Raw genomic sequence first — 5,544 nt, 5'->3', positions numbered from 1 at the left:
CACCGTTCGCGACAGAAGTTGTGACCAGAGCAATATCACGCACTTGATCGGTCAGGTTGCCGGCCATGAAGTTGACGTTGTCGGTCAAATCTTTCCAGGTGCCCGAAACGCCCTTCACCTCGGCCTGGCCGCCGAGTTTGCCTTCCGTGCCGACTTCCTTTGCAACGCGCGTTACTTCCCCGGCGAACGTTCCGAGACTGTCGACCATCTGATTGATGACGTTCTTGATCTGGAGCAGTTCTCCCTTGACGTCAACCGTAATCTTCTGGGTCAAGTCGCCGTTTGCGATCGCGGTCGAGACTTTGGAAACGTCACGCAGCTGGACCGTCAGGTTGCCGGCGAGCAGGTTAACGTTGTCGGTGAGATCTTTCCAGGTGCCCGAAACACCCTTGACTTCCGCCTGGCCGCCCAATCGTCCCTCGGTGCCGACTTCGCGGGCAACGCGTGTTACTTCTGCGGCAAACGAGTTCAACTGATCGACCATGACGTTGATCGTGTTTTTGAGTTCTAAAATTTCGCCGCGCGCATCGACCGTGATCTTCTGGGACAAGTCTCCGTTTGCAACAGCCGTTGTAACCAAAGCAATGTTTCGCACCTGATCCGTCAGGTTGCCGGCCAGACTGTTCACGTTGTCGGTGAGGTCTTTCCAGGTTCCTGAAACGCCTCGGACCTCCGCCTGGCCGCCCAGCTTTCCTTCGCTTCCGACTTCGCGGGCCACGCGCGTTACTTCTGCGGCGAAGGAGTTGAGCTGATCGACCATAACGTTGATCGTGTCTTTCAGCTCGAGAATTTCGCCCTTGGCGTCAACCGTGATCTTCTGAGAAAGGTCGCCGTTAGCAACAGCAGTCGTGACGAGAGCGATGTTTCGGACCTGATTGGTCAAATTCCCGGCGAGGCCGTTGACGTTGTCGGTGAGGTCCTTCCAGGTGCCTGAAACGCCCTTCACTTCGGCCTGTCCGCCCAGTTTTCCTTCAGTACCGACTTCGCGGGCCACACGGGTAACTTCTGCGGCGAAGGAGCTCAGCTGATCGACCATCGTGTTGACCGTGGCGCCGATGCGCAGGAACTCGCCCTTGACCGGAGTGCCTTCGATTTCCAGCGCCATCTTCTGCGTTAGGTCGCCGTCGGCGACCGCAGTGATAACGCGGGCGACTTCCGTAGTAGGCCGCGCAAGGTCTTCGATCAGGACATTGATCGAGTCAACACTTTCCGCCCAAGACCCCGCCGCTCCGGTGAGTTCGGCGCGTTCGGTCATGCGGCCCTCGCGGCCGACAATCCGGCCGACGCGCACGATTTCCTGAGCCATCTTCTCATTGATCGCGACACATTCGTTGAACGCCGCGGAAAGCTCTCCCAGCAGGCCGTTTTCGCTGCGGGGCAAACGAACGGAAAAATCGCCCGCCTTCGCGGCGTGCAGAGCCTCCAGCAGAGGCAAAAGTTCATGGGCCGCGTACATCGGCTCCGCTTCACCGGCGACAGACTTAACGGGCATCGGGGGGATACTCCTTGGAGGACGTTAGAAACGAAATTAGCGGTTGGTCGGCCTGGGCGCGCCGGAATGGCTCCGCGCTTTGGCCTGTAATCCTACCCATGGTGTTAGGAAAATTTGAGATGTATGGCAAATTTGGGGCGGCGTCTCGCATTAGTTATTCCGAGAAAGTGTACCCAAAAAAAATCATTTCAAGCTTCGTTATGACTGCTTGTTCGCGTCATAATACCTCGTCGCCAGTTTCACCCGTACGAATGCGCTCGGCCCCGGCAATCGGGATTACGAAAATCTTGCCGTCGCCCTCTTCACCGGTCCGCGCATTCTCCAAGATGACCTCAATCGCAAGGTCCACGTCCTCGTCGCGCACCACCATCTCCAGCTTCACTTTCGGCGGCAGATAGATCACGTATTCTCCACCGCGAAAATGCGGCGAGCGGTCCCCTGTCGGACGACCGGCTCCACGGACATCACTGGCCGTCATTCCAGCAATCCCGGCGTCGGCAAGCGCCGCCTTGACGATCTCCAAACGGATCGGCCGAATAATCGCTTCAATTTTTTTCACGATCGATTTCCTTCTCGTTTCACGCTGTTAACAAGTGCGCGTTAAGTTTAGAACAAAGGTTCCCCATGGTACAATAGTCTCTAACTCATGTTACGCACGATGCGCCCGGCGACTGAAGTCGCGGCTAAAAGTGCACGATGTCCACCTGCGTGGACTCCAGAAACCTTGCGGTCACGTTTCTGGAGTGCCCGGAGGGGCACATCGTGCACTTCTAGGCGCGATTTTAATCGCCGGCTAACCGATGCGTAACGATAATCTCTAAATCACAAGTCTTGAGACTTTCGGGCCAACGCCACTACTGGAGAAACTACATATGCATCGCCTGAACCGATGCCTGACTATCGCCGCGGCGATCGCGATTGCCGCAATCACCGACCCGCTCGTCACGGCAAACGCACAGCAGCCACTCTTCCCGCCGCTCTCCCAGCAATCGGAAACCTCGCCCAGCACGCCGTCGGCGACGCACGCCGCGACGCCGCGCAAGCGAAAGCATAAGCGGCGCATCGTCCACCGCACCGCGCGAACGACGCCCAAGGCGCCGCCGGTCCAGGTCCTAACGCCCACCGATCCGAAGGATCGACTTTCCACGCGCCTTCGCCTTGGCGACGGCGTCCGGATGTGGCGGCCAAGCCGCAAGCAAATCGGCGTTTCCTATGCTCCAGGCGGCTCCGACGCCAGCACCCCCGGCTCCTTCCGGTTCGTCGTCGATCGCGCCAAACTGAGCAAGTATCTCATGGGAACGGCGCCTTACATCAAGCGGTCGCCCATGAATGCAAAAGCTGTCGTCGATACGGCGCAAGCGACGGATGTGGACGCACAGCAAGTTCCGGCAAAGATCATACCTGAAATCAACGGCGCCGCGCTCGACTTGAAGGCCGCCACGGATTTGGTCGCCCGCTCCATCGAAGGCGACCCCGCGACGGTCCACGTCGTGCTGCCAGTCGTCGTGAAGCCCGCCCACATCACCGCATCGCAGCTTGCGGGAATCAACGCCCGTATCGGTTATTTCGTCACCAAGTTCAATCCGGGCGACGTCGGCCGCACCCAGACGGTCCGCCGCGCGATCGACATCATCGACGGCGCCGTCGTGCCGCCGCAAGGCGTATTCTCGATCAACGGCACAGTTGGTGAGCGCACCGCGGAGCGCGGCTTCGGCAAGGGCCATGTCTTTGTGAACGGAAAGATGGAAGTGCAGCAGGGCGGCGGCATGTGTCAGGTCGCCACGACGCTGTTCAACGCCGCGATGCTCGCCAATCTGAAGATCGTCGAGCGCCGCCAGCACGTCCGCACCATTCCCTACGCCGATCCGGGCCGCGACGCCACGGTGTACTGGGGACAGAAAGATTTCAAGTTCCAGAATCTTTCGGACGCGCCCGTGTACGTTTCCTATAAGACGACCCGCAGCCGCGCCGTCGTATCGCTCTTCGGAAAGGCTGTTCCGGGACGCAATGTGAAGCTGGTCAGCCACTATCGCAAACTCGGCGACCGTCACTACACCGGCGTCTTCTACCGAGTCGTCACCAACCCCGACGGCACGGTCATCAAAGACAAGCCGTACTACAGCAACTACAAATGGACCCCGGCGCTCGACTTCAGCCGGTAATCCCAATCTTCACACAAACCCAAGACTCCGCTCTTCCGAGCGGGGTCTTTTTCTCGACACTAATGGAGCCCATTCTATGTCTGCACCCGAGTCCGTACTCCCACGCTGGGACATGACGCCCTTCTATCCCAGCCTGGACAGCCCCGAGTTCGCCGCCGCCTACGCTCAGATGGAGCGAATGATCCAGGAAATGACCGCGTTCGTGGACACTCTGGATTCCCTGGAAACGAATGAAGGCCTGCGGGAGCTGATCGCTCGGCAAAGCGCGTTTTCGGAAGTCGGCGGTGTGGTGGGATCGTATGTTGGCTGTATTGTCGAAGCCGACACGCGCGACACGGCGGCGGCGGCGCGAATGAGCCAGATCGATCTGCTCTTCGCCACGACATCGCAGCAGCAAGCGCGCATCACGGCCTGGATCGGGACACGGGATATCGAGCCGTTTCTGGCCGAGTCCGAGGCGAACGCCCAGTATTCCTACATGCTGCGAAAGCGAAAAACACAGGCGCTCCACCAGATGTCACCCGCCGAGGAGAATCTGGCGTCCGAACTCGGACTGACCGGCGCGTCCGCCTGGGGCAAGCTGCGTGGCGACGTCGAATCGCAAATGCTTGTCCCAATCGTCCTGAACGGCGAAGCCAAGCAGCTCCCGATGAGCGCGATCCGCAATTTGGTCACCGACGCGGACCGCGAAGTTCGCCGCACGGCTTACGAGGCCGAACTGGCCGGATGGAAGACCGTCGAAACGCCGATCGCCGCCGCGCTCAACAGCATCAAGGGCCAGGTCAACACACTCACAAAGCGACGCCACTGGGACAGCCCGCTCGCGCAGAGCGTTTTCCAGAATCAGATCGACCAGGAGACGCTCGACGCCATGATCGGCGCCGCGCGTGAATCTATGCCGCACTTCCGGCGCTACCTCAACGCCAAGGCGCGCGCCCTCGGGATTGAAAAGCTCGCGTTCTATGACATCTTCGCGCCCCTGCCCGGTGAAAGCCGCGTGTGGGAATGGGACGACGCCACGAAGTTCGTTGCGGAGCAGTTCCACGGCTACTCGGCGCGCATGGGCGAGTTCGCCGAACGCTCCTTCCGCGAAAACTGGACCGACGCCGGACCGCGCGAAGGCAAAGTCGGCGGCGCGTTCTGCGCGGGCGTGCGCGGCGACGAATCGCGCATCCTGATGAACTACCAGCCCGCCTTCAACAACGTCAGCACCCTGGCCCACGAGCTCGGCCACGGATACCATAACCTCTGCATGTCGAAGATGCCGATCCTGCTGCAAAGCTCGCCGTCCACGCTCGCCGAAACCGCAAGCATCTTCTGCGAGACCGTCATCCGCCAGGCCGGAGTAAAAGCCGGCTCGCCCGCCGACAAATTAGCGATCCTGGAAGCGTCCCTGCAAGGCGCCACCCAGATCGTTGTGGATATCACCAGTCGCTACTTGTTCGAGCAAAGCGTCTTCGATGCGCGCGTGAGCCGCGAGCTATCCGTCGACGAGATCAAAGCGGCGATGCTTCAAGCCCAGGACGACACCTACGGCGACGCCCTGCTCCCTGAAGCCCGCCACCCGTACATGTGGGCCGCGAAGCCGCACTACTACAGCACCGGTTCGTTCTACAACTACCCATACATGTTCGGCATGCTCTTCGCCCTCGGCCTGTACGCCCGGTACGAACAGGATCCAGACAGCTTCAAATCGATGTATGACGATCTCCTCGCCTCCACCGGCATGGCAGACGCCGCCACCCTCGCGGCCCGGTTCGGCATCGACACGCGCAGCCCAGAGTTCTGGCGCGCAAGTATTGGGACGATCGTGAAGGATATTGATACGTTTGAGGGGATTGTGGGGTAGGTAAATCCCTATTCCCCCTGCGCTAAAGCGCTTCCCCCTTT

General features: G+C 60.0%; 4 protein-coding genes. 2 read left to right on the top strand and 2 right to left on the bottom strand.

Annotation, left to right across the window (positions count from 1 at the left end):
- On the bottom strand, positions 1-1,456 hold a 1,456-nt coding region (locus tag ABIZ35_RS20890), incomplete at its 3' end, for a HAMP domain-containing protein (RefSeq protein ID WP_348221862.1).
- Between the two features lie 253 nt (positions 1,457-1,709).
- The gene (locus tag ABIZ35_RS20885; protein WP_348221861.1) at positions 1,710-2,051 is read right to left on the bottom strand and encodes a P-II family nitrogen regulator; all 342 of its coding nucleotides are present in this window, start codon (positions 2,049-2,051) and stop codon (positions 1,710-1,712) included.
- 313 nt (positions 2,052-2,364) lie between these two features.
- Here ABIZ35_RS20885 and ABIZ35_RS20880 point away from each other — a divergent pair, with 313 nt between their 5' ends.
- Both ABIZ35_RS20880 and ABIZ35_RS20875 read left to right on the top strand, forming a co-directional pair.
- Complete coding sequence (locus tag ABIZ35_RS20880) at positions 2,365-3,654, top strand: VanW family protein (protein WP_348221860.1); 1,290 nt, start codon at positions 2,365-2,367, stop codon at positions 3,652-3,654.
- 76 nt (positions 3,655-3,730) lie between these two features.
- Positions 3,731-5,503: a M3 family oligoendopeptidase gene (locus ABIZ35_RS20875; RefSeq protein WP_348221859.1), complete on the top strand. Its 1,773-nt coding sequence runs from the start codon at positions 3,731-3,733 to the stop codon at positions 5,501-5,503.
- Positions 5,504-5,544: the final 41 nt, after the last annotated feature.

Origin of the sequence: Capsulimonas sp. (assembly GCF_039929585.1) — a bacterium.
GTDB lineage: Bacteria > Armatimonadota > Armatimonadia > Armatimonadales > Capsulimonadaceae > Capsulimonas.
The sequence above is the reverse complement of the archived record's forward strand: the minus strand, read 5'-3'. Positions and strand labels throughout refer to the sequence as shown.